This is a genomic window from Roseateles sp. P2_H4, from assembly GCF_056403315.1.
Genome location: NZ_JBFUFR010000004.1, coordinates 191,528 through 210,311, shown reverse-complemented (window position 1 = coordinate 210,311; position 18,784 = coordinate 191,528). Strand labels below are relative to the sequence as shown.

Annotated in this window: 18 protein-coding genes; 8 read left to right on the top strand and 10 right to left on the bottom strand. The window is 69.2% G+C overall.

Annotation, left to right across the window (positions count from 1 at the left end):
* Positions 1-103 precede the first annotated feature (103 nt).
* The 4 genes from AC1DW3_RS04950 to AC1DW3_RS04935 all read left to right on the top strand — a co-directional run bounded on the left by AC1DW3_RS04950 (position 104) and on the right by AC1DW3_RS04935 (position 5,757).
* Positions 104-2,953: a xanthine dehydrogenase family protein molybdopterin-binding subunit gene (locus tag AC1DW3_RS04950; RefSeq protein ID WP_477929145.1), complete on the top strand. Its 2,850-nt coding sequence runs from the start codon at positions 104-106 to the stop codon at positions 2,951-2,953.
* Positions 2,950-3,477, top strand: coding sequence for a (2Fe-2S)-binding protein (locus AC1DW3_RS04945; RefSeq protein WP_477929143.1), 528 nt, complete (start codon positions 2,950-2,952; stop codon positions 3,475-3,477). Before AC1DW3_RS04950 ends, AC1DW3_RS04945 begins: the two co-directional genes overlap by 4 nt.
* The gene (locus AC1DW3_RS04940) at positions 3,474-4,469 is read left to right on the top strand and encodes a hypothetical protein (protein WP_477929141.1); all 996 of its coding nucleotides are present in this window, start codon (positions 3,474-3,476) and stop codon (positions 4,467-4,469) included. Before AC1DW3_RS04945 ends, AC1DW3_RS04940 begins: the two co-directional genes overlap by 4 nt.
* 142 nt (positions 4,470-4,611) lie before the next feature.
* Positions 4,612-5,757, top strand: a complete 1,146-nt coding sequence (locus AC1DW3_RS04935) for a fatty acid desaturase (protein WP_477929140.1) — start codon at positions 4,612-4,614, stop codon at positions 5,755-5,757.
* Between the two features lie 50 nt (positions 5,758-5,807).
* Here AC1DW3_RS04935 and AC1DW3_RS04930 read toward each other — a convergent pair whose 3' ends face one another.
* From AC1DW3_RS04930 to AC1DW3_RS04920, 3 genes are all read right to left on the bottom strand, one after another.
* Entirely contained in the window at positions 5,808-6,488 is a 681-nt protein-coding gene (locus AC1DW3_RS04930) for a class I SAM-dependent methyltransferase (RefSeq protein WP_477929138.1), read from the bottom strand.
* A gap of 147 nt (positions 6,489-6,635) precedes the next feature.
* On the bottom strand, positions 6,636-7,301 hold the full coding sequence (locus tag AC1DW3_RS04925; RefSeq protein ID WP_477929137.1) for a glutathione S-transferase family protein: 666 nt from the start codon (positions 7,299-7,301) through the stop codon (positions 6,636-6,638).
* Positions 7,302-7,321: 20 nt separating this feature from the next.
* Entirely contained in the window at positions 7,322-7,780 is a 459-nt protein-coding gene (locus AC1DW3_RS04920) for a hypothetical protein (RefSeq protein ID WP_477929135.1), read from the bottom strand.
* Between the two features lie 80 nt (positions 7,781-7,860).
* On the opposite strand from AC1DW3_RS04920, the gene AC1DW3_RS04915 reads away from it, so the two are divergent.
* Positions 7,861-8,439: a hypothetical protein gene (locus AC1DW3_RS04915; protein WP_477929134.1), complete on the top strand. Its 579-nt coding sequence runs from the start codon at positions 7,861-7,863 to the stop codon at positions 8,437-8,439.
* Between the two features lie 5 nt (positions 8,440-8,444).
* On the opposite strand, the gene AC1DW3_RS04910 is transcribed toward AC1DW3_RS04915, so the two are convergent.
* Positions 8,445-9,860, bottom strand: a complete 1,416-nt coding sequence (locus AC1DW3_RS04910; RefSeq protein WP_477929132.1) for a peptide MFS transporter — start codon at positions 9,858-9,860, stop codon at positions 8,445-8,447.
* A gap of 158 nt (positions 9,861-10,018) precedes the next feature.
* On the opposite strand from AC1DW3_RS04910, the gene AC1DW3_RS04905 reads away from it, so the two are divergent.
* Both AC1DW3_RS04905 and AC1DW3_RS04900 read left to right on the top strand, forming a co-directional pair.
* Positions 10,019-11,401, top strand: a complete 1,383-nt coding sequence (locus tag AC1DW3_RS04905; RefSeq protein WP_477929130.1) for a hypothetical protein — start codon at positions 10,019-10,021, stop codon at positions 11,399-11,401.
* A gap of 5 nt (positions 11,402-11,406) precedes the next feature.
* Positions 11,407-12,426: an NAD-dependent epimerase/dehydratase family protein gene (locus tag AC1DW3_RS04900; RefSeq protein WP_477929128.1), complete on the top strand. Its 1,020-nt coding sequence runs from the start codon at positions 11,407-11,409 to the stop codon at positions 12,424-12,426.
* Here AC1DW3_RS04900 and AC1DW3_RS04895 read toward each other — a convergent pair.
* The 3 genes from AC1DW3_RS04895 to AC1DW3_RS04885 all read right to left on the bottom strand — a co-directional run bounded on the left by AC1DW3_RS04895 (position 12,423) and on the right by AC1DW3_RS04885 (position 14,410).
* A complete protein-coding gene (locus AC1DW3_RS04895) occupies positions 12,423-13,004 on the bottom strand; it encodes a hypothetical protein (RefSeq protein ID WP_477929126.1) in 582 nt (193 codons plus the stop codon). The two genes, AC1DW3_RS04900 and AC1DW3_RS04895, sit on opposite strands and share 4 nt — an antisense overlap.
* 80 nt (positions 13,005-13,084) lie before the next feature.
* Entirely contained in the window at positions 13,085-13,402 is a 318-nt protein-coding gene (locus AC1DW3_RS04890) for an EthD family reductase (protein WP_477929167.1), read from the bottom strand.
* 60 nt (positions 13,403-13,462) lie between these two features.
* Positions 13,463-14,410, bottom strand: coding sequence for a GlxA family transcriptional regulator (locus AC1DW3_RS04885; protein WP_477929124.1), 948 nt, complete (start codon positions 14,408-14,410; stop codon positions 13,463-13,465).
* A gap of 114 nt (positions 14,411-14,524) precedes the next feature.
* Here AC1DW3_RS04885 and AC1DW3_RS04880 point away from each other — a divergent pair, with 114 nt between their 5' ends.
* Positions 14,525-15,325 (top strand): SDR family NAD(P)-dependent oxidoreductase, encoded by an 801-nt coding sequence (locus tag AC1DW3_RS04880; RefSeq protein ID WP_477929123.1) that lies wholly within the window; start codon positions 14,525-14,527, stop codon positions 15,323-15,325.
* Between the two features lies 1 nt (position 15,326).
* Here AC1DW3_RS04880 and AC1DW3_RS04875 read toward each other — a convergent pair whose 3' ends face one another.
* Genes AC1DW3_RS04875 through AC1DW3_RS04865 form a run of 3 tightly spaced genes read right to left on the bottom strand, consistent with a single transcriptional unit; the run spans position 15,327 to position 18,782 of the window.
* Entirely contained in the window at positions 15,327-15,683 is a 357-nt protein-coding gene (locus tag AC1DW3_RS04875; RefSeq protein ID WP_477929121.1) for a hypothetical protein, read from the bottom strand.
* Between the two features lie 6 nt (positions 15,684-15,689).
* Positions 15,690-17,921: a helicase-related protein gene (locus AC1DW3_RS04870; protein ID WP_477929119.1), complete on the bottom strand. Its 2,232-nt coding sequence runs from the start codon at positions 17,919-17,921 to the stop codon at positions 15,690-15,692.
* Positions 17,922-17,966: 45 nt separating this feature from the next.
* Positions 17,967-18,782: a S1 family peptidase gene (locus AC1DW3_RS04865; RefSeq protein ID WP_477929117.1), complete on the bottom strand. Its 816-nt coding sequence runs from the start codon at positions 18,780-18,782 to the stop codon at positions 17,967-17,969.
* Positions 18,783-18,784 lie beyond the last annotated feature (2 nt).

Genomic DNA, 18,784 nt, shown 5'->3' with positions numbered 1-18,784 from the left:
GCGGCCATGCGCGGCCATGAGGCGCCGAGTACGGGCTGATCCTCTGATGGCGAGCGCATGGCGGTGACACACTCGCCCCCCAATTGAACGGAGGGAGGCAGGCGTGTCGGACATCCCGGAAACGAATCCGAACGGGCCGTTCAGGCTGACCCGCCGCGGCGTCATCGGCAGCGGCGCGGCGGCCGTGACGCTGCTGGTGCACGAACTCGCCCTGGCCAAGCCGCTCGTGGCCAAGCTGGCCGGCGCCCGGTCGCCGCGGCCTGAAACCCCCGTGCAGCCCCATGCGCCAGCGGGGGCGCCCGACTGGTCGGGCGGGCCGGGCAAGGCGCGCTTTCGCATCGATGGCCTGGCCAAGGTCACGGGCGAGAAGATCTACGCCCGCGACTTCCGCGCCGCCGACATGCCCGGCTGGCCCACGAGCAGCCCCGAGCGCATGGCCATGATCCTGCGCGCGACGCAGCCGGGCCTGCTGTTCGYCGGCCTCGACCTCGGCGGCCTCAGGGGCGCGGATGCGGCGCCGCTGCTGACGATCACGCAGACCGCCCTCACCGACTACCCCTGGCCGCAGCGCGACCTGGCCTCGCTGAACCTGCAACTGCCTTTCTCCAGCGCGGGCAATGACGGCGTCTATCAGCTGCTCGTGCCGGTGGGCAGCGCGCCGCAGTTCTACGGCCAGCCGGTGGCCATCCTCGTCTTTGCCGACAGCAACGCCTACCGCCGCGCCAAGCGGGTGCTGCAGTTCCAGCCCGGCGTCGTGAAGACGGCCGCCCTGCCGCCGCCTCCGCCGTCACCGCCCGTCATTCCTATTCTGAAGGCCTATTCGCCGGTCAACTACCTGACGCGTTATGACGCGCCAGGCGCCGAACCCTTCTCGCAGGTGCAGGTGGGCTATGCCTCCGACCCGCTTGCGCCCGACAGCGCCAGCCAGCCCTACAACAGCAAGGCCAAGGCGCTGCGCGAGCGCATCGACGCCACGCTGCAGGCGCCCCGCCCCACCGTGCTGCAGCTCGGCGGCAGCTACACGACGCAGGTGCTCGACCCGATGTTCATGGAGCCCGAAGCGGGCCTCGCCTGGCTGGACAGCGAAGGCACGGGCACGCTCAACCTCGTGCTCGGCACCCAGGCCACCAACGGCGACTCCCTCGACAGCCTGGCGCTGTTCAGCAAGAACTGCCCCATCAAGGTGGCGACCGTGGTGCTGAACTCCTGCTATCCCGGCGGCGGCTTCGGCGGGCGCGACGTGTCCACCTTCCCGCCGCTGCTGGCCGTCACGGCGGCCCTGGCCGATGGCCCGGTGCGCATCGCCCAGGACCGCTACGAGCAGTTCCAGGGCGGCCTCAAGCAGCTGGCCAGCAAGATCACGCAGCGCATCGCCGTGGACGCCAGGACCGGCAAATTCCTGGCCTTCGGCAGCCAGCAGGTGCTGCCCTCGGGCGGGCAGAACAACTACAGCCAGTTCGTCGCCATGCTGGCCGCCTACTGCGGCCTCAGCGGCTACGACATCAAGCAGGCCTATGTGGACGCCATCGCCCAACCCAGCACCGGCGTCGTCGCCGGTTCCATGCGCGGCTTCGGCGGGCCGCAGGCCAGCTTTGCCGTCGAGACGCTGGTGGATGAAGTCGCCGTGGCGCTCAAGCGCGACCCCATCGCGCTGCGCGAGCTCAACGCGCTGCGCGAGGGCGACCGCACCATCACCGGCGCACCGCTGACGCAGGCGATGACGCTGCGCGAGATCTGCCGCCGCTCGCGCGAGCATGTTCTGTGGCGCGACCGTGAGGCCGTGAAGGCGCGCAAGGCCCGTGAGGGCATCCGCTACGGCGTCGGCTTTGCGCTGGCCAACCAGGCCTATGGCACGGGCAAGGATGGCGTCATGGCCGAGGTCGCCATCGACGCCGCCGGCCGCCTCAACGTGCGCACCAATTGCGTCGACATGGGCAATGGCTCGGCGACGACGCTGGCCCTCTCCACGGCCGGCTGGCTGGGCCACAACGCCCACGACATCGTCATGGGCGACGTCGCCAGCTTCAACGCGCTGGACGTCAGCACCTACCCCGGCGGCGACTGGAGCAAGCCCAACTGGACGGCGGGCTTTGCGATGTCCAGCAGCGCCTGCCTGACGGCCTTCCACCAGGTCCACGTGACCGAGCAGGCCAGCCAGGTGCTCTTCCAGGCCGGCCTGCTGCCGGCCGCGGCCGCGCTCTGGGGCGTGCCGCTGGCGCGGCTGCAGGGCAAGACGGCCTGGGTCGCGGGTCATCTCACCGCACCGGGCCTGGAGCGGCTGCCTTTGGCCGCGCTGGCCGCCAAGGTCTACGCGAAGGGCTGGACGGCGGCGGCCATGGTGCATGGCCTCTACGAAGGCTCCTGGGTGGCCGGCACCTACGCCCTGTCGCCCGAGCAGTCCCTGCAGCTGCCCATCGACGGCCTGTCGCTGCGCGCTGCCAATGAGTTGAGCTGGACCGCCGTGATGCGCCAGAACGTCGTGCCGCCCAATCCCCAGGCCGCCCTCTACGGCCGCAGCCTGTACGCGCCGTCGGGCGTGCTGGTCGCTGTCGAGATCGGGCCGAAGAACCATGTGCCGCGCGTTGTCGACGTGCAGCTGCTGGTGGACGCCGGCAAGGTGCTACAGCCCGACCTGCTGATGGGCCAGGCCCAGGGCGGCATCGCGATGGGCATAGGCTACGCGCTGCTGGAAGACCTGCCGCTCGAAGCCGGCGGTGCGGGCGACGGGCGCTGGAACCTCGACCGCTATCACGTCGCGCTGAGTGCCGACCTGCCGCTGGCGCGCATGCGCATCACGCCGCTGCCCACCACCGAGACCACGGCCAAGGGCATTGCCGAAGCCGTGCTCTGCCCCATTGCGCCGGCCATCGGCAATGCCATCGCCCACGCGACCGGCAAGCGCTTTCGCAGCCTGCCGATCACTGCCGCCGACATCGAAAGGGCCCTGGCATGAGTGACCATCTCGTCCCCGTCCAGTTCCACGTCAACGGCCGGCCCATCCGGACCGAGGTGCCGACCGACCTGCCCCTGGTCGACTTCCTGCGCGAGGAGCTGGGCCTGTCCGGCACGCGGTTGTGCTGCGGCATCGGCGTCTGCAAGGCCTGCACGGTCGCGGCGCGCCGCCAGCCGGACAGCCAGGCCCAGCCCATGCTCGCCTGCTCCACACCGGTGGCCCTGCTGCAGGGCCAGTCCATCACGACGGTGGAGGGCACCGGCAGCATGGCCAAGCCCAGCGCCGTGCAACAGGCCTTCCTCGACCACTTCGCCTTCCAGTGCGGCTACTGCACGCCGGGCTTCGTCATGGCGACCGAGATGCTGCTCGGCCGCCTGCGCGTGCAGCCCGTCAAGCGCGAGCAGCTCGACGCGGCCATCGAGGACGCAGTCGGCCAGCACATCTGCCGCTGCACCGGCTACGCCCGCTACCACCAGGCGATACGCGCCGTGGTGCTGGCGGAGAAAGGCCTGGTGGTCGCATGAGAGCCTTGCTGCTGTTGCTGCTCGCCGGTGCCGCCCAGGCCGAGACGCTGTTCGAATACGGCCGCCAGTGCGCCGAGCAGATCGGCGAGATCCCCGCCTTCAGCTGCATGGCCGGCGAGGAGATCCCCATCACCATCGACGGCCAGCGCGTGCCGGCCGACACCGCGCCGCCGCGCTGCGACCGGCCTTCCCTGCTGCCGCAGGCCGATGCACAAAGCCAGTGCGTGCCGGGCAGCCGCGCGCTGGTGCTGCGCGACGACAAGGCGGCGCAGGTCAGCGCCATCTGCCGCAAGCAGCTCGCACGGCCGGCGGGCAGCCCGCTGTTCGACGAGATCAACGTCATCTCGCACAGCCTGAAGAATGGCAAGACCTGCTGGTTCACCGCCAAGGCCAAGGCGCCCCTGACCCCTGGCAGCGGCATCGACGGCCGCTGGGTGCCCTCGCCCAGCACGCTGACGCGCAAGCCCCAGCCGCCCAGCCCGGAAGGCACGGCGGCGTTGCCGGCCGACAAGGTCTGGCTCACGCCCGCGAAGGTCGCCAACAGCCAGCCCGCCTGCGTGAACTGCCATGACAGCGGGCCCTTCATGTACTCGCCCTATATCGCGCAAACGACTCAACTGCCCGGCGATCCCTTCGGCTTCTACGAGCCCAAGGCCATTGGCGAGGACTTCAAGAAGGCCTGGGCCAGGCTCAACGCCTTCGGCATCACGACGCGCGGCAACACCTGCACCGCCTGCCACCGCATGGGCAATATGAATTCCTGCAAGGTCGCGATGAAGCAGTCCACCGGCAATGCGGAGCAGGAAGGCGGCGATGCCTGGTCCCGGAAGTTCCCGCAGTCGCACTGGATGAGCCCCGGCAATCTGCACAGCGAAGCGCAGTGGAACGAGCAGTTCAGCGAGAGCCTGAAGAAGCTGGCGGCCTGTTGCGAGAACCCGCAGGGGGCGGGGTGCAGGGTGGTGGAGTACGGGCCGAAGGGGGCCAAGCGCTGACGGCTGGAGGATGCCGCACAGGCTGGCGCGCTGGGCGTGCGCAACAGGCGGGACCGCGCGGCATTGCGCAGTCCTTGACGCATCGCAATATCCTTGCACCGACGGCTGGCTAGCATCGAACGAGTTCATTGACAGCGTTCCCATGAGTCAAGTCTTGCAGCCGTCTTCGTCCTCTTCTTCCGGTTCCTCGTCGTCTCGCCCCAGTGCGGTGCCGATCATTGATCGCGACGCACGGATGCCTGCGCGCAAGGAAATACGTTCCTGGCTGATCCCTGTCTCTCAGCCCGAGACCGTGCGTGCCGTGGGACTGTTGCTCCTGGACTGGATGCTGTTCGTCGCCGCCATGGCGGGCGTGGTGCTGCTGCCGGCGTGGTGGATGAAGCTGCCGGTGGCTTTGGCGGCTGGCTTCGTGATCGGGCGCCTGTTCATCATCGGCCACGACGCCTGCCACCAGAGCTATACGCCACACCGCCGGCTCAACCGCTGGCTGGGGCGCATCGCCTTCCTGCCGTCGCTCACGCCATACAGCCTGTGGGAGGTGGGGCACAACGTGATGCATCACGGCTTCACGAATCTCAAGGGCAAGGATTTCGTGTGGCAGCCGCTCACCTCTGCGCAGTACGCTGCCCTGCCGCCAGCCAGGCGCCTGCTGGAGCGCGTGTACCGCAGCGGCTGGGCGCCCGGCCTGTACTACTTCATCGAGATGTGGTGGCTGCGCATGCTGTTTCCCAGCAAGCGCTACATGCCGGCACGCCGCGCCCTGTTTGTGGCCGATGGCCTGCTCGCCGTTGCGGCGGGCGCCGTGTGGATCGCCTTGCTGGTCTGGGCGGCGCGGGCCACCGGCCAGTCGGTCTGGGCGATGGTCGCGCTGGGCTTTGCCGTGCCGTTCGTGTTCTGGAATGCCATGATCGGCTTCGTGATCTACGTGCATCACACCCACACGGAAGTGCGGTGGCACGAAGACAAGGCGCGCTGGTCGGCCAGCGACCCTTTCGTGTCCACCACCGTGCATCTGACGTTTCCGCTGAAGATCGGCGGTCTGCTGCACCACATCATGGAACACACCGCCCATCACGTGGACATGAGCATCCCGCTGTACAAGCTCAAGCAGGCGCAATCCATTCTTGAAGCCGCGCTGCCGGGGCGCATCATCGTGCAGCGGTTCTCATGGCGCTGGTATGTGCAGACAGCCAAGCGCTGCAAGCTGTACGACCTTGCTGCCGAGCGCTGGACTGACTTCAGCGGTCGGGTGTCAGAGCCCACCACATGGGGCCGCGTGCACGGCTGAGCCGATGGCAGGACACGCGGACAAGATCGGCCTGCGTGGCCACTCGCTGCTCAACCCCGCACAAACCGCATCAGTCGACCCCGGTATTCCGGGCTCCCCGCCTCGGCCATCAGCGGCGTCTCACTGAACTCGAACCCCAGCGCCACCATGCGCTTGCCGAACGCCGCGCGGTTGCCGCGGTTGGGGTCGACGATGAGCAGCTCGCAGCGCGGCAGCGCATGCTTTTCGATGAAGGCCGCCAACGCGCCGCCGTCGTCGCGCTCATAGAGCACGTCGCTGCCGATGATGAGGTCGAAGCGCCCTTGCACGCGTGGCGCGCCACCGTCTGCGATCACGGCGTCTTCGCTCCAGTCGCCATGGCAGTAGCGCATCGGCGCAAGCTCGTTCAGGCGCAAGTTCTCCAGCAGGAAGGCACCGGCCAGCGGGTGAATGTCGCTGGCCGTCACCTCGGCGCCGCGGCGGTGGCAGACCAGGCTCGCCAGGGCCAGGCCGCAGCCGATCTCGAGGATGCGCTCGCCGTCGGTCAGGGGCCGGATCGCCATCGTGGCGGCCAGGTGCAGCCCTGAGGGCCAGACCTGGCCGAACAACGGCCATTGCGCGGGCGAGATGCCCAGGGCCTCGGCCGCACCGGCGGAGTCGGCGAACTGGTCGTTGTCCAGCAGCGAGCGGACCTGCAGATCCGTTGCGCCATTGATGGCGAGTGTCTGGACTTTGATTTCATAGCCGGGCATGAGAGCCCCAGGTGACCTGCGTGTTCGAGCGCAATGCGACACGGGGAGGTCAGCGCCACTGTTTATTCACAGCGGCCGGGCGACAGGCCGGCGGGGCAAGACGGATGCGGCTGCGCAGCGCGCAGCCTTGGCGCCAGTGTAGGCCGCTCAGTTCATCAGGCTGTACGGCCCGCCGCGCTCCAGGGCCTTCTTGTAGGCCGGCCGCGCGTGGATGCGGGCCAGGAAGTCCTTCAGCTTGGGGTAGCTGTCCATCGTGCCCCGCGCCGCCGCGGCTTCGACCGGGAAGCTCATCTGCACATCCGCCGCCGAGAACTCGGCGCCGGCAAACCAAGGCCGCGAGGCCAGCTCGGCTTCGAGGAACTTCAGTTGCGCATCGATATTGGGTTGCACGAAGCTGCCCAGCACCTTGTCGGCAATGCCCTTGGCAATGGGCTTGACGAAGAAGGGCATGGGGGCGCGCTTGATCTTGTTGAAGACTAGCTTCATGACCAGCGGGGGCATGGCCGAGCCTTCGGCGAAGTGCATGAAGTAGCGGTAGTGCAGCAGGTCCTGCTCACCCGTGGGCTTGAGGCGGCCCTGGCCGTGGCGGTCCACCAGGTATTCGAGGATGGCGCCGCTCTCGGCCACCGTCAGGCCGCCCTCGGTGATGACGGGGCTCTTGCCCAGCGGGTGTACCTGGCGCAGCTCGGGCGGTGCCAGCGAGGTCTTGGCGTCGCGCTGGTAGTGCTTGATCTCGTAGGGCAGGCCCAGTTCTTCGAGCAGCCACAGCACGCGCTGCGAGCGGGAGTTGTTGAGGTGGTGGACGGTGATCATGCGTTGCAGTGTAGGCAGCGCTAGCGCGGCACTTCAGCGGCGAGGTCTCGCAGCCTCTGCAGCTGCCAGTCGAACTCAGGCTGGAAGGACTCGCGCTGCTGCACGGCGCCATGGCCGCCCTCGCCGTAGACGCTGGCATAGGCCGCGTACTCGGCCGCGCGCAGCGCCCGGCCGGCCAGCGCGTTGGCGACGGCGTAGGAGGCCGACACCGCGGCATGGCCCACGCCGTCCAGCGAGCGCGAGCCGGGGTGGTGGTTGGCCAGCCGCGCTGCTTCGGCGGCCGCCGCCTCCAGCTCTGCCTGCGTGGCGCGGCCGTCCACAAAGCGCCCCAGCACGTCGAGGCAGGCGATGACGTCGGCGTCCTCCAGCAGATGCCGCACCCGCTGCACGCAGGCGAGGCCGAAGCGCAGCCGCAGGCCTTCCTGCGCCGCTGCGTCCAGCGACAGTTCACGGGCCAGGTGGTCGAGGGCGTCGTGCATGCCCGCAGAGTTTAGGCAGGCGGGATTGCGCCGTGCCGATGCATCCGGCTACGCTGCGCCTGCTGCCTCAGGAGGCTTGAATGGCTCAATGGCCCACCTTGGAAATCGCCAAGCTCATCGTCGGCGTGCTGACGCCGCTGTCGGTGGCCCTGCTGGGCTGGCTGTTCAGCCGCCAGCTCAAGCGCCTGGACCTCAGCAACTGGACCAACCAGAAGCTCATCGAGAAGCGGCTGGCCATCTATGACGAGATCGCGCCGCGCCTGAACAAGCTGCTGTGCTTCTTCACCTGGGTGGGCTACTGGAAGACGGTCTCGCCCGCCGAAGCCATCCAGGCCAAGCGCGAGCTGGACCGCACCCTCAACATCTACCGGCATGTCTTCGAGGCCGAGGTCTACAAGGCCTACCAGGCCTTCATCGAGGCGCTGTTCGAGACCTACACCGGTGCGGGCCATGACGCGCGCCTGCGCGCCTTGATCTGGGGCCCCGATGGCGACCGCCGCAGCGATTGCGGCTACACCTGGGACGAGGCGTGGACGGCGAGCTTCTCGGAGCCCGGCAGCGCGGCCGGCAAGCCCGAGGTGCGCGCCAGGTACAAGGCCTTGATGGCCGCCCTGACGCGTTCACTGGGCGTGGCCACGCCGGACCCTGCCACGCCCTGAGCGTGTCAGGCCTGGGCCGGCACCCCGTCCGGCGCCAGCAGCCGGCCGAACACCAGCTTGACCACCAGCAGTCCCACGCCGGCGGCGGCCACCAGCACCGCATGCAGGCCCCAGAACTGCGAACCCGGCATGACCTCCAGCAAACCGGCCAGCCAGCCGACGAAGGTGTTGCCGAAGAAGAGGTGCAGGTAGTAGACGCCGATCATGACGCCCTGCAGGCCGCGCGGCGCGGCACGCGAATACAGGGCCAGGCCCACCGGCATGATGTTGGCGAAGCCGATGTCGTTGACCAGCGTGTAGGCAAAGGTCCACAGGATGCTGATCTTGCCGCCGCCGGCCTCCAGCGCAAACGCCGGGATCAGCAGCAGCGCCGGTGCACCGGCCGCCACGAAGGAGCCCAGCGCCATCTTGGTGACTTCATCGGGCTCGGTGCGGCGCGTGGCCCACCAACGCCAGAAGGCCAGCGAGCCCAGCATCGTGATGGTGCTGACCAGGGCGTCCACGGCCTGCAGCCAGGTCACCGGCACCTCGAAGCTGCCCACCATCATGTCCATATGCTGCTGCGACCACAGCGGATAGGCGTTGTTGAACTGCTGGTTGCCGACGATGGACAGCATCAGCACCGGCAGGATGCCGACGAGCAGCGCAACCTGCATCGCGCCGCGGCGGCCCAGCGGCGGGCGGGCCGCGGCCTTGCCGGCTTCGCGCTGGGGTTCCGGCGGCAGCCAGCGGCGGCCGGCCAGGTAGACGAACAGGCCGATCAGCATGCCCACGCCGGCCGAGCCGAAGCCCCAGTGCCAGCCGACCTTCTCGCCCAGCGTGCCGCAGACGATGGGCGCGGCGATGACGGCGATCTGCACGGCCAGCATGAAGATCTGGAAGGCACTCGCCCGGCGCTTGTCTCCCGGCGCGTAGAGGTCGCCCACCTGGGCCGCGATATTGCCCTTGAAGCAACCCACGCCGAGCAACAGGCAGCCCAGGGCCGGCAGCAGCGCCGTCTCGAAGGCCATCAGGAAGTGGCCGGTGGCCATCAGCAATGCGCCGATGACGACGGTGCGCGTGCGGCCCAGCACGCGGTCGGCCAGCAGGCCGCCGAAGATGGGCGTCAGATAGACCAGGCCCACGTAGAGGCCGAACACCGCGGACGCCAGCTGCTGCGGCGAGCGCGGGCCGGTGACGTTCTCGATGGCATGGCGCAGCGCGTCCATGCCGGCCACGTTGCCGATGTGGGTCGGCAGGAAAAGGTAGTTGCTCAGGTAGAGCACCAGCAGGGCCTGCATGCCGTAGTAGCTGAAGCGCTCCCACAGCTCGCAGAAGGACAGCCAGCCCAGGCCGGCGGGGTGGCCCAGGAAGGATCGGTCGTGGCGGGCGCGTGCGTCGCTTGTGGCGTCGCTGCCCGCGGTCAGGGTGGCGGAGGTCAAGGGGGTGTCCCGTCGAGATGCGAAGAAGAAAACCGCGACTGTCCGTCCCGGGTGACTGTCTGGCAATGGGAATGCCCCGGGCATGACGGGCGTCATGGGCCGGCCCGTCGTTTTCCTTGCTTACGATGCGGCGCATTCATCAAGGGAGAGGCGGCGGCATGGAAAGCTTTGTCACCGAGGAACGCTTCGAGCGCAGCCTGGAGCGGGCCGCTTGGAAAACGCCCCGGCAACTGGCCTCGCTGCGGTCCTGGCGGATTCGGCCGACCGATGAAAAGGCGCTGAAGTTCTTCTTCCACACCCACACGCAGGCCAAGGCCGATTCGCTGGCGGCCGTGCTGAAGGCGCGCGGCCATGACCCGCAGGTGCGCAAGACGGGCGCCTTCGTGGACTGGACCGCCACCTGGCTGGCGGTGGCGTCATGGGTGGTCACCGGCCTCACCCCGCCGTTGCTGATGACGGAAGACGCCCTGCTCGCCTGGACGAAGGAGATGTGCCAGCTCGGCCTGCAGCATGACTGCGAATTCGAGGGATGGTTAGGCGAGACGCCGGACTTTCTGGAAAAGAGCGACGACCACTGGCTGCAAGGGCGCCCCGACGGCACGCTGGATCTGGACATCTATCGCTGGAGCGCCGCCTCGGAGGCCGCGCTGGCGGAGAACGACGTCTACTGGGTCAGCCCCGGTGCCGGCCTGGGTTCGTTGGGGGTGCTGCAACCCTATGCCCACAAGATCCGCGGCCTCAGGAGCCCGTCGGAAGAGCTGAGCCTGGAGGACATCGACCTGCTGCCGGGCCTGGAGCAGATCCATCTGTACAAGGCGCCACCAGCCCATGGCGACTACCGCAAGCTCCCGCGTTTGCGCAACTTCCGCTGCCTGGACGCCGAGAAGCTCAACCCCCAATGGCTGAACAACCCCGCCTTGCGCCGCGTGGAGCTCAGGCGCCCGCGCAAGCTCAAGACGCTGAACGCCCTCGACGGCTGGCAAGGTCTGGAATCCCTCATCCTTTCCGGGGCGCCCTTGACCTCGCTGGAAGGCCTGGCGCCTTTCCAGGCGCTGCGCGAGTTGCGACTGGCGCACTGCCTGAGCCTCACGGACCTCGGCGCGCTGGCCCAGGCCCCAAGCATCGAAATGCTGGAGATTTGCAAGACCCCCAAGGTGCAGAACTTCGAGCCCATCGCAGGGCTGAACCGGCTGCGCTGGACCTTCATCTACAGCCGTGGCGGGACGCTGGCCAGCTACGAGACCTTCAAGCACTGGGCGGAACTGCAGAGCGCCAGCGTGCTGTTGCCGGCGGGCCATGTCGACTTCGAAACGCTCGCGCAGCACCCCACGGTGGCGGAGTTGGTGCTGTACACCCAGCCAGGATTCCAGCTGCCCGGCGAGGATGAGTTGCGCCGCGCGCTGCAGACGCAGGGTAGGCGAGTGCGTAGCGTCTTCCTGCGGCCGAAGGACGAGTGCCCCTCCATCCACGTCACCTTCGAATCGCCCTACTGGCGCTCGCCCGCTGCGCATGAAGGGCATGCGCGCATGTTCGTGGAGTAGCCCGCATGAACACCCCTCCCCGTGTCCTCGTCACCGGCGGCAGCGGCTTCATCGCCGGCGTGCTGATCCGCCAGCTGCTGACGGCCGGCTGGCAGGTGAACACCACCGTGCGCGACCTGAAGCGCGAAGCGGCCCTGCGCCAGCTGCTGGGCGTGGGCGCCAGCGAGCAGCTGCGCTGCTTTGCCGCCGACCTGATGCTTGGCGCCGGCTGGGCCGAGGCGGCCGCCGGCTGCAGCCACATGGCCCATCTCGCCTCACCGCTGCCGGTGGGCGTGCCACGCGACGCCAACGAACTGATCGTTCCCGCCCGCGACGGCGCGCTGCGCGCGCTGAAGGCCGCGCGCGACGCCGGCGTGCAGCGCGTCGTCATGACCTCGTCGGTGGCCGCCATCTCCTATGGCCACGGCCCGGGCGAGCACCATTTCAACGAGGACGACTGGACGCGGCTGCAGACGCCCGGCATCCCGCCCTACATCCAGTCCAAGACGGTGGCCGAACGCGCCGCGCGCGACTGGGTGGCGCGCGAGGGCGGCGGGCTGGAGTTCTGCACGGTCAACCCGTCGGTCGTGCTGGGCCCGGTGGCCAGCGCCGACTATTCGGCCAGCGTCGTCATCGTGCAAAGCCTGCTGCGCGGCAAGGTGCCGGCCCTGCCCCATATCGGCTTTGGCATCGTCGACGTGCGCGACGTGGCCGAGTTGCACTGGCGCGCGCTCACCGCGCCCGGCATGGCCGGCGAGCGCTTCATCGCCTGCGGCGGCTTCCTGTGGCTGCGCGAGATCGCGGCCATCCTGCGCGCCGAGCTGGGCGAGCAGGCGCGCAAGGTTCCGACCCTGCAGATGCCCGACTGGGTGGTGCGCCTGCTGGCCAAGGTCAGCCCGACGGTGCGCGCCGCGGCCAGCGAGCTGGGCACCGCGCGGCACCAGGATTCAAGCCATGCGCGGGAAGTGCTGGATTGGGTGCCGCGCCCGCCACGCGAGGCCATCGTGCAGACGGCCCGCGACCTGATCGCGCTGGGTGTCGTCTAGCGGCGCGTGTCGGCAGCCAAGCCAAGCTCGGCCCGCATCGCTTCGCCGACATCGCAATATGCGGCCTTGGCCTTCTGGGCCCGATCGAACTCGAAATACAGCACCGGTCGGCCGATTTCGCCCCCCTCGTTGGCGCGCAGCCGGAAGAAGCGGAAAGTGACTTTGGCCGGCGCGGCAAAACTCTCGCCAAGCTCGCGCTCCGCCAGCACCAGCGCCGCGTCCCGGCCGCGCGCGGCGCGCAGCAGCCGGAAGTCGTGCAGCAGGCAGTCCGCGCCACCCGAGGCGCGCAGCTCCAGGTGCTCGCCCGTCGCATCGAACAGCGGCACGATCTGCCACTGCGGCGCTTGGTCGGCCATCGTGGGCAGCTTGGCGTAAAGCGTCAACACGTCGAAGCCGTGGGCATTGAAGTTCTCGCGATGCGCCAGCACGGCCATGCCTGGCGGCGAGCCGGCCTTCAGGGCGATGTGGTTGATGCCGGGATGCAGCGGCTGAACTCGGTCGGCGGCATGGGCCGCCATAGGCCAGAAGGCTTCGAGCAGCAGGCCCAGTCCGATCGCGGTGCAGTGATATGCAGGCATGGTGCGGCCATTCTGGCCAAGCGCCGTGGAAGAAAACAGCCGGTGCCGCGGTGGATTGCTTCCGCGACGCTGGGTGTCTTCTAGCCGACCACCACTTCGTTGATCTGCACCACCGGCTGCCGGTCCGTGTAATTGGGGATGTCGCCCCTGATCTCGGGCCCGTGTGGCGCCATCGCGGTCCGGTAGGCCTCGACGCTGTCGAAGAACAGCTCGCAGCCGGCCACGAAGTGGGGAGGCTGATCGGGTGCCGCGACATTGGCCAGGCCGCGGTCGACCGTGTAGCGCAACAAGGCCGACCCCAGCCGCGCCTGCAACAGCGGCATGTGGTGGTCGCGGTAGTAGTCGTGGTCGAAGCGCGTGCCGGGCGCCTGGGGGTAGAGGACGCTGACCTTGATCATGGAAGCCATCTCCGAATGCGATGCGGCAGTGTCATCGCAACCGACGGTCGTTTCGGGGCGCTAGCTCGAAGCCCTTGCACCGCGCCGGGTCGACTGCGGCGGCACGCCGAAGTTGCGAACAAAAACCTCGCGCAGATGGCGCCGGTCGCGAAAGCCCGCTTCGCGCGCGACGACCTCGAGCGGGTGGCGGCTCTGCTCGATCATCAGCCGCGCCGCTTCCAGGCGCAGCCCCTCGACGGCCTTGGCCGGTGACTGCCCGGTCTCGGCCGTGAACACGCGGCTGAACTGGCGCGGGCTGAGGTTCGCCACTTCGGCCAGCTCCTCCACCGACAGCGCCTGCTTCAGATGGCCCCGCGCATAGTCCAGCGCCTGCTGGATGCGGTCGGACTTGGGCGCCAGCTCCAGCAGCTCCGAGTGCTGCGACTGCCCGCCCGCGCGGCGCTGCGGCATGACGAGCTTGTGCGCGACGGCCCGCGCGACGGCCTCGCCGAGGTCGGCCTCCACCATGGCCAGGGACAGGTCCAGCGCGGCGGTCATGCCCGCGGAGGTCCAGACCGGGCCGTCGATGATGAAGATGCGGTCGTCCTCGACGCGGATGTCGGGATGGCGGGCCTGCATGTCGCGGGAGAAGAGCCAGTGCGTGGTCGCGCGCCGGCCGTCCAGCAGGCCGGCCTCGGCCAGCGCAAAGCCGCCCGTGCACAGGCCGGCGAAGCGGCGTGCATGGCGCGCGGCGCGGCGCAGGAACTTCAGCACCTCGGGCTGGGTCGGCGCGACGATGGGGTCGGAAGCGCCGGCCACCAGCCAGGTGTCGGCCTGCGTGCAGGACGCCAGCGGCCTCGTGCCGATGCGCACGCCACTGGACGAGATCACGTCGCCCCCGGCCACGCTGTAGCAGGCGAAGTCGTAGAACTGCTCCTCGGCCGCGAGGTTGGCGAACTCGAAGACGGCCTGCGTGGCCAGCGCCATCAGCTGGAAGCCATCGCTCAGCACAAAGCCCAGGCGGTGCATGTCGGCTCCTTGGAATGCATGTCTCGAAACATGACTGTATACGTCATTTGAGACATGAGCACTCGTCCCCAGAATTCTCCCCACGCCAACCCTCTCGCTTTCGGAGAACCTGTCATGAGCACCACTTCCCCTCTCGGTACCGCCCTGATCACCGGTGCCTCGTCCGGCATCGGTGCCGTCTACGCCGATCGCCTGGCCCGCCGAGGCCACGACCTCGTCCTCGTCGCCCGTGATGGCGCCCGTCTGGATGCGCTGGCCTCGCGCCTGACGGCAGAGACGGGCCGCAAGGTCGACGTCCTCGTCGCCGACCTCGCCCAGGCCGCCCAGCGGGCCCGCGTCGAGCAGCGCTTGCGCGACGACGCCAGCCTGACGCTGCTCGTCAACAACGCCGGCATCGGCACGGCGGCCAAGCTGCTGGAGGCCGACGTCGAGCAGATGACCCACCTGATCGAGCTCAATGTGACGGCGCTGACGCGGCTGACCTATGCGGCCGTGCCCGGCTTCGTCGCGCGCAGCCTTGGTGCGGTCATCAACATCTCGTCCATCGTCAGCATCACGCCCGAGCTGCTGAACGGCGTCTACGGCGGCAGCAAGGCCTTCGTGACGGCCTTCAGCCAGTCCCTGCACCACGAGCTGGCCGCTCAAGGCGTGCGTGTGCAAGCCGTGCTGCCCGGCGCGACGGCGACCGATTTCTGGGCCCGTGGCGGCCTGGCCATCGAGCATCTGCCCAAGGAGTGGGTCATGTCGGCCGAGGCCCTGGTGGACGCCGCCCTGGTCGGCTTCGACCGTGGCGAGCTCATCACGGTGCCGCCATTGCACGATGAGGCGCCCTTGCTGGCCTATGAGGCGGCGCGGCAGGCGATGTCGGGGCGGTTGTCGAGCAACACGCCGGCGCCGCGCTACGCGGCGGCCTGAGTCAGCCCCGCAGCGCGCGAGCCACGGCGGCGACGGTCATCAGCGCGCCCAGCGGCAACGCCCAGCCGAACACGCCGAACAGGCCCAGCCAGGTCGATTCGCGCCGCAGCGCGAAGCTGACCATGCCGATGCCCATGCCGAAGAGGCCCAGCAGGAACAGCAGCCAGTTGCCGATGGCCCGGCCGGCGTCGCTGACCTCGTCCTTGCCGGAGAACTCCGCGGCCAGCACGGCGATGATCAGCGGCGCGCAGACCGTCAGCATCAGCCAGTTCGGCACGGCATTGCCGTGGCGGCTGTCCCACCGAATCAGCAGCAGGGGCGGGATGCCCAGCAGGATGATGGCGAGGATCCTGCGCATCCCGACCTAGCGTCCCCTTCGCTGCCAGAGCGCCTTCTTGCCCTTGAGCTGCCGCTCGATGCCGTCGTTGAGCCGTGCGCGCAGGTCGATGACTTCTTCCAGGTGGCCGTAGACCTCGGGGAAGCGCAGGTCCAGCCACAGCCACAGCGTGCAGATGCGCAGCGCCTGCTCCATGCGGTCCAGGCGTCCGTGCTGGTCGTACTCGTCGAGGAAATGCGGCTCGCCGGCCTTGCCGGTGCGGGCGTGGTTGGTGGCCCAGCCGTGGAACTGCTCCACCAGCATGGGCAGGCGCGAGTCCACCGGCGCCTGGGCGTAGCGGAAGCGCTCCTGCAGCGGCAGCGCGGCCGCATTGCGGTCCAGGGCCTCGGCCAGCTCCAGCATCTGCTCCAGCTCGGCCACAGCGAAGTGGGCGTCGTCCAGGCGCAGCTGCTGCATGAAGATGCTCAGCACCGCGTGCAGCTTGTCCACGCCCATGCGGCGCGAGATGGTCTGCACATGGCGCCAGTTCGGCGCCACCGGAGCCTTGAAGTCGCGCGGCGCGCGCGGCTCCTTGGGCAGCAGCGAGCGCAGCGTCTTCATCGCGTCGGCCTCGGCCTCCTTCAGCACCGACACGAAGCCCTCGTCGTGCATGCCGTAGCGGCCGGCGCGGCCGGCGATCTGGTGCACCTCGCTGACCGACAGCTCACGGTCGCCGACACCGTCGAACTTGGTCAGCGTCGAGAACAGCACGCGGCGTATGGGCAGGTTCAGACCCATGCCGATGGCGTCGGTCGCGACCAGCACGGCACTCGCACCGACGGCGAAGCGCTCGGCCTCGCGGCGGCGCACCTCGGGCGGCAGCGCGCCGTAGATGACGCTGACGGCATGGCCGTTCTGCGAGATCTGGTCGCGCAGCATCAGCACGTCGCGGCGGCTGAAGGCGACGACCGCGTCGCCGGCGTGCAGATGCGTCATCGGCACCGGGGCGGGCATCAGCTGCACATGCTGCTTGCGCTCGAAGACGCGCGTCTCCGGCTTCTCGCCGCACAGCTGCAGCAGGCGCTCGATGGCCGGCGCGGCATAGGCCGACGCGATGATGATGAGCTCGCGCGCCGGCACGCCGACGATTGCCTGGGTCCAGGCCCAGCCGCGCGAGTCGTCGAAGATCATCTGCGCTTCGTCGATGACGGCCACGTCGACGATATCGCGGGTGTTGACCATCTCGATGGTGCTGCTCACGACGCGCGCGTCCGCCGCCGGGACGCTCTCCTCGCCGGTCAGCAGCGAGCAGGGCACGCCGCGGCCTACCAGGCGGTCGCGGCCCTCCAGCGCCAGCAGGCGCAGCGGCGCGAGGTAGGCGCCGTCCAGCGCCTGCCCCAGCCGCTCGAAGGCCGAATAGGTCTTGCCGCTGTTGGGCGGGCCGAGATAAAGCGTGACCTTGCGGCCCAGCTTGCGCGCCGCGTCGAAGCTGTCCGGGTAGCCCTGGAAGGCCAGCTCGCGGCCCAGGCTGGCGAGGGTGTCCTGCTCCTCGACCGTCTGCTCCCAGCGATCCTGGGCCCGCGTCAACGCGGCTTTCAGGTCCTCATAGGGCATGGGCACGCTGCACTCGGCCTGCAGGCGCGGCAGCAGCGAGGCCAGCTGGCTGCCGTGGCCCATGGCCTCGCTGCGTGCGATCAGGTGGTTGATGTGCAGCGTCAGCTCGGCCTTGTAGGAATACTCGGGCGCCTGGCCCAGGCCGTGCCGCAGCGCGGCCGCATCGCCATCGCGGAAGAAGGCCCAGACCGGCTCTTCGGGCACCGGCACGCGGTGCGACAGGTCGATGCGCCAGCCCTCGTGCACAAGCGTGATCGGGTGCACGCACAGCCGCGTGAACAGCAGGCCTTCGCGGCGCAGGCCCAGGCTCTCCAACTGGTGCAGGCGCTGCTGCAGCTGCGGGCGCAGCGTGTTGGTCTGCGGCGTGGCTTCGAGCTGGGCCAGGGCCACGGGAATGTGGACCGGCAGGATCCAGCGGCTCGGCCGGCCACCACCGGCGGCCTTGGAGATCTGGATGCAGCCCAGGCGGTCCAGCGACTCGTCGCTGCCGTCGTCGAAATCGTCCGGCACCAGCACCTGGGGCAGGGCATGGGCGGCCTGGCGGATGCGGGCCCAGTCCTCGGGCGCGAGGCTGGCGGGCAGTCGTGCGGCGTGGCGGGGCTGCGGGAGGGGAAAGGCCGGCGCAGGCGGCCGGGATTCGCGGGATTCGGGGGACAGGGACTTCACGGCGGAAGTGGAACACAGGCGCGCCGGGCGGGCCCGCCGGCGCCTTCAGGCCGGGGCGTCGCCTTGCACTTTCGGCGGCGGCGTCGCTGCCGGGCCCTCAGGCTTGTCGGCCACGTCGTCTGGCGGGGAGACGGGCGCTTCTTCTGTCAGCGTCATGAGGATGTCTGCATACCAGGACGCGTTGAGCCCCAGCGACTCGTCGACCGCCAGGTCGCGGTTGCCCATGTCCAGCCGCGTGGAATGGATGCCCAGCAGCAACCAGGGCAGTGCCGTGCGGCCTGGCGCGCGCACGACGACAGGTGCGCCGCTGATGCCGCGATGCGTCCGCGCATCGGTCAGGAACCAGCCCATGCCCTGGAAGCGCCACCCGTAGGGCGAGGCGACGATGCCCTGGCGCAGCACGGGGAAATGGTGCAGCCCGTCATGAAAGCCGAGCGGAAAGCCCGGGATCAGCACCGCCTCGCCGATGGCGACCGCTTCGTCCGCGGCGGGCAGGTTCTCGGGCGTGAACGCCGCCAGCGCGACCGTGGAGGGCAGGGCGTCGTGGTCGATCTGCAGCACGGCCACGTCGATGTCGCCGCCGTCGTCCCCGCCCTGGCGCCAACTCGCCAGGCCATCGTGGTACAGCAGCGCCGACCAACCGATGGAGTCGGCCAGGTTCTCCGCATCGCCATGCAGCTCGATCTCGATGCGGTCGGGCAGATGGCCGCTTTCTTCGTCGATGAAGACATGGCGGCTGCTGACCAGGTAGAGCCGGTCGTCGCGCCGGAAGAAAAAACCCGTCGCGTTCGTCAGGCCCTTGCTGCCGTCAAAGGTGGCGATGCGGACGGTCGCCAGCAGCAGGGGATCGATGGTGGGCATGG

Excerpts from the sequence above, each read along its gene's own strand:
- AC1DW3_RS04905 (WP_477929130.1), top strand. The coding sequence starts at position 10,019 with ATGGAAAGCTTTGTCACCGAGGAACGCTTCGAGCGCAGCCTGGAGCGG.
- AC1DW3_RS04935 (WP_477929140.1), top strand. The coding sequence starts at position 4,612 with ATGAGTCAAGTCTTGCAGCCGTCTTCGTCCTCTTCTTCCGGTTCCTCG.
- AC1DW3_RS04895 (WP_477929126.1), bottom strand. The coding sequence starts at position 13,004 with ATGCCTGCATATCACTGCACCGCGATCGGACTGGGCCTGCTGCTCGAA.
- AC1DW3_RS04915 (WP_477929134.1), top strand. The coding sequence starts at position 7,861 with ATGGCTCAATGGCCCACCTTGGAAATCGCCAAGCTCATCGTCGGCGTG.
- AC1DW3_RS04930 (WP_477929138.1), bottom strand. The coding sequence starts at position 6,488 with ATGCCCGGCTATGAAATCAAAGTCCAGACACTCGCCATCAATGGCGCA.
- AC1DW3_RS04900 (WP_477929128.1), top strand. The coding sequence starts at position 11,407 with ATGAACACCCCTCCCCGTGTCCTCGTCACCGGCGGCAGCGGCTTCATC.
- AC1DW3_RS04865 (WP_477929117.1), bottom strand. The coding sequence starts at position 18,782 with ATGCCCACCATCGATCCCCTGCTGCTGGCGACCGTCCGCATCGCCACC.
- AC1DW3_RS04890 (WP_477929167.1), bottom strand. The coding sequence starts at position 13,402 with ATGATCAAGGTCAGCGTCCTCTACCCCCAGGCGCCCGGCACGCGCTTC.
- AC1DW3_RS04940 (WP_477929141.1), top strand. The coding sequence starts at position 3,474 with ATGAGAGCCTTGCTGCTGTTGCTGCTCGCCGGTGCCGCCCAGGCCGAG.
- AC1DW3_RS04875 (WP_477929121.1), bottom strand. The coding sequence starts at position 15,683 with ATGCGCAGGATCCTCGCCATCATCCTGCTGGGCATCCCGCCCCTGCTG.
- AC1DW3_RS04885 (WP_477929124.1), bottom strand. The coding sequence starts at position 14,410 with ATGCACCGCCTGGGCTTTGTGCTGAGCGATGGCTTCCAGCTGATGGCG.
- AC1DW3_RS04925 (WP_477929137.1), bottom strand. The coding sequence starts at position 7,301 with ATGATCACCGTCCACCACCTCAACAACTCCCGCTCGCAGCGCGTGCTG.
- AC1DW3_RS04945 (WP_477929143.1), top strand. The coding sequence starts at position 2,950 with ATGAGTGACCATCTCGTCCCCGTCCAGTTCCACGTCAACGGCCGGCCC.
- AC1DW3_RS04920 (WP_477929135.1), bottom strand. The coding sequence starts at position 7,780 with ATGCACGACGCCCTCGACCACCTGGCCCGTGAACTGTCGCTGGACGCA.
- AC1DW3_RS04880 (WP_477929123.1), top strand. The coding sequence starts at position 14,525 with ATGAGCACCACTTCCCCTCTCGGTACCGCCCTGATCACCGGTGCCTCG.